At 70.7% G+C, this 4031-nt stretch carries 1 pseudogene; it reads left to right on the top strand.

Going from position 1 to position 4031, the window contains the following annotated elements:
* Positions 1-3895, top strand: a pseudogene (gene hrpA, locus TX83_RS07925) (ATP-dependent RNA helicase HrpA); the annotation flags it as partial.
* Positions 3896-4031: the final 136 nt, after the last annotated feature.

Below are 4031 nucleotides of genomic sequence, written 5' to 3'. Positions count from 1 at the left end.
CCCCGCGCTGCCGATCGCCGGCCAGGCCGACACCATCGTCGAGCTGATCCGCAAGCATCCGGTGGTGGTGATCGCCGGCGAAACCGGCTCGGGCAAGACCACCCAGCTGCCCAAGCTGTGCCTGGCCGCCGGCCGCGGCGCCGCCGGCCTGATCGGCTGCACCCAGCCGCGCCGGATCGCCGCGCGCGCGGTCGCGCGGCGCGTGGCCGAGGAGCTGAACACTCCGCTGGGCGGCGCGGTCGGCTACCAGGTGCGCTTCAACGAGAATGTCGGCGAGCGCACCGCGGTCAAGTTCATGACCGACGGCATCCTGCTGGCCGAAATCCAGTCCGACCGCTGGCTGTCGGCCTACGACACCATCCTGATCGACGAGGCGCACGAACGCAGCCTCAACATCGATTTCCTGCTCGGCTATTTGAAGCAGCTGCTGAAAAAGCGTCCCGACCTCAAGGTCATCGTGACCTCGGCGACCATCGACACCGAGCGTTTCGCCGCCCACTTCGGCGGCGCGCCGGTGGTCAGCGTCGAAGGCCGCGGCTATCCGGTCAACGTGCGCTATCGGCCGTTGGAGCCGGGATTCGGGAATCGGGATTCGGGATTGGCAGAAGCGGAACGCCGCGGGACGGGAGGCGCTTCGTCGCAAGACTCCAAGGCGGCGATGAGCGTCAACGAGGGCATCGTCGCGGCCTGCGACGAAATCACCCGCGAGGATCCGCGCGGCGACGTGCTGGTGTTCCTGTCCGGCGAGCGCGAGATCCGCGACGCCCACCAGGCGCTGGAGCGGCGCAAGTACCGCGAGACCGAAGTGCTGCCGCTGTACGCGCGCCTGTCGGTGCGCGACCAGGACCGGGTGTTCAACCCCGGGCCGAAGCGGCGCATCGTGCTGGCCACCAACGTCGCCGAGACCTCGCTGACCGTGCCGCGGATCCGCTACGTGGTCGACCCGGGCCTGGCCCGGGTCAAGCGCTACAGCCCGCGCGGCAAGCTCGACCGGCTGCACATCGAGCCGGTCAGCCAGGCCAGCGCCGACCAGCGCAAAGGCCGTTGCGGCCGCATCAGCGAAGGCACCTGCTACCGCCTCTACAGCGAGGCCGATTTCGAATCGCGGCCGCGCTACACCGACCCGGAAATCCGCCGCGCCGCGTTGGCCGGGGTGATCCTGCGCATGCTTTCGCTGGGCCTGGGCCAGATCGAGGAGTTTCCGTTCCTGGAACCGCCCGACGGCCGCGCCATCGCCGACGGTTGGCAGCAACTGAGCGAACTCGGCGCGATCGACGAGCAGCGCAAGCTGACCGCCGTCGGCCGCGCCATGGCGCGCCTGCCGGTCGATGTGAAGCTGGCGCGCATGCTGGTGGCCGCCAACCAGCACGGTTGCCTGCGCGAGATGATCGCGATCGCGTCGTTCCTGGGCATCCAAGACCCGCGCGAACGCCCGGCCGACCAACGCGCCGCCGCCGACAACGCGCATGCGCTGTTCGCCGACCCGCGTTCGGAATTCGTCGGCATCCTCAAGCTGTGGGAGGCCTACCAGGCCGCGCACGAGGAACTGACCCAGTCCAAGCTGCGCGCGTGGTGCGACAAGCACTTCCTCGGCTTCCTGCGCATGCGCGAGTGGCGCGAGCTGCACCGGCAGTTGAAGTTGGTGTGTGAGGAGACGGGATTCGGGATGGGGGATTCGGGATCGGTAAAGGCAAGGGCGGCCCACCCCAGCCTGGACCGCGAAGAATCTCCCATACCCCATGCCGAGGCGTATGCCACGCTTCACCGGGCCCTGATCGCCGGCCTGCCGACCCAGATCGGCTTTCGCGGCGACAAGGGCCTGTACGACGGTCCGCGCGGGCGCAAGTTCACCCTGTTCCCCGGTTCGCCGCTGGCCAAGAAGCCGCCGCCGTGGGTCCTGTCGGCGACCCTGCTCGACACCGAGCGGGTGTGGTCGATGACCAATGCGGCGATCGAACCGGACTGGGCGATCCAGGAATTGCCGCATCTGCTGTCGCGACGCCACCACGATCCGCGCTGGGCGCGTTCGCAGGGGCGGGTGGTCGGCAGCGAGCAGATCAGTCTGTTCGGCCTGGTGCTGGCGCCGAAGCGGCCGGTGCATTACGGCGCGCTGTACCCGGAGGAAAGCCGGGCGATCTTCGCCCGCGACGCATTGGTGACCGGCGAGATCAACACCCGCGCCGCGTTCCTGGCGCGCAATCTGGCGACCCTGGCCAAGGCGCGCGAGGAAGAAGCCAAGCGCCGCCGCGCCGGCCTGGTGGTCGACGACGAATGGATGGCGCAGTGGTACCTGGACCGCACGCCGGCGCAGGTGCACAACGTGCAGGCGCTGGACGCGTGGTACGGCAAGCTGCCGGCGGCGGAGAAAGCGGCGCTGGAGTGGTCGCTGGACGATCTGATGGTCGGCGGCGAAAGCGAGGCGGCGCGGTTCCCGCCTTACCTGCAGTTGGGCAACGCGCGCCTGGCGGTGCGCTATCGCTTCGAACCCGGCGCGGTCGACGACGGCATGACCCTGGCGGTGCCGCTGCACTTGCTCAACGCGCTCGACCCGGCGCAGCTGTCGTGGCTGGCGCCCGGCTTCGTCGCCGACAAGGCGGCGGCGCTGATCAAGTCGTTGCCGAAGACCTTGCGCCGCAATTTCGTTCCGGCGCCGGACTTCGCCAAGGCCTTCTGCGAGGCCCACCCCAAGCCGGAGGCCGACGACCTGGCCGGCGTGCTGGCGCGTTTCCTGCGCAAGCTGACCGGGGTGGAGGTGGCGGCGACCGACTTCGACGCCGCCGCGATCGAGCCGCACCTGCGCATGAACCTGTGCCTGCTGGACGTGCCGACCGGGCGCGGCAAGGGCGAGGGCACGGTGCTGGCCGAGTCGCGCGATCTCGACGAGCTGCGCGCGCGTTTCGGCGAGCGCGCTGCGCGCGCGTTCGCGGCGCGCGCCGCCGACGGCTTGGGCCAGCGCGGGCTGACCGCCTTCCCGGAACAGGCCATACCGCGGTCGGTGCCCGGCGCGGCCGGGGTGCCGGCGTTTCCGGCCCTGCACGACGACGGCGACAGCGTGTCGCTGCGCGTGCACGCCGAGCGCGAGGCGGCGCAGCGCGCGCATCCGGACGGTGTGCGCCGGCTGTTGGCGCTGGGCCTGGGCGACAAGCTCAAGCAGGCGCGCAAACAGTTGCCGGTGCAGCCCAAGACCGGCTTGCTGTACGCGGCGATCGAATCGGCCGCGCCGCGCCAGGAGCGCGTATCGGCGACCCGCGAGGCGCAGGCCGCCACGCCGCAAGGCCGCGCCGCGCAGGACCGGCCGCGCGACGGCGACCGGTTGCGCGAGGACCTGGTCGACGGCGCCTTGCAGTCCTTGTTCGGCAGCGACGAGGAGTTGCTGGCGGTGCGCGATGCGGCCGTGTTCGAGGCGCGCCGCGAGGCGGTCGCCAAGCGCCTGTTCGCGGAGGCGATGGAGCGGCTGAAGCAGGCCGAGGGCATCCTGACCGCGGTCGCCGAAGTGCGCGCGCGGCTGGAATCGCCGCTGATGGGCTGGGCCAGCGGCAACCTCGACGACATGCGCGCGCAGTTGGCGACGCTGACTCCGCCCGGCTTCCTGCGCACGGTGCCGACCGCGGTGCTGGCCGAGTATCCGCGTTATCTCAAGGCCTTGTCGGTGCGCAGCGAGCGCGCCCTGCGCGATCCGGTGCGCGACCAGGCGCGCATGCTCGAACTCAAGCCCTTCGTCGACGCCTATGCGCAGGCCTCGGCGCAGGGGCGCGCGGACGAGCCTGGCTGGCAGTCGCTGCGCTGGGACATCGAGGAGCTGCGCGTGTCGCTGTTCGCCCAAGAGCTGGGCGTACGCGGCGGGGTATCGCCGAAAAAGCTGGCGCAGCGGCTGGCGTCGCTGCGTTCAGGCTAGGAATTCGGGATCGAGCCTCTTGTAGGAGCGGCGCAAGCCGCGACCGCCATCCTCCACTCTCGCCGCGTCTTTGTCCTGGGGCCCCTGTAGGAGCGGCGCAAGCCGCGACCGCCATCCTTCACTCTCGCCGCGCTTT

Source organism: Lysobacter antibioticus HS124, from assembly GCF_000336385.2.
GTDB lineage: Bacteria > Pseudomonadota > Gammaproteobacteria > Xanthomonadales > Xanthomonadaceae > Lysobacter > Lysobacter firmicutimachus.
The sequence above is the reverse complement of the archived record's forward strand: the minus strand, read 5'-3'. Positions and strand labels throughout refer to the sequence as shown.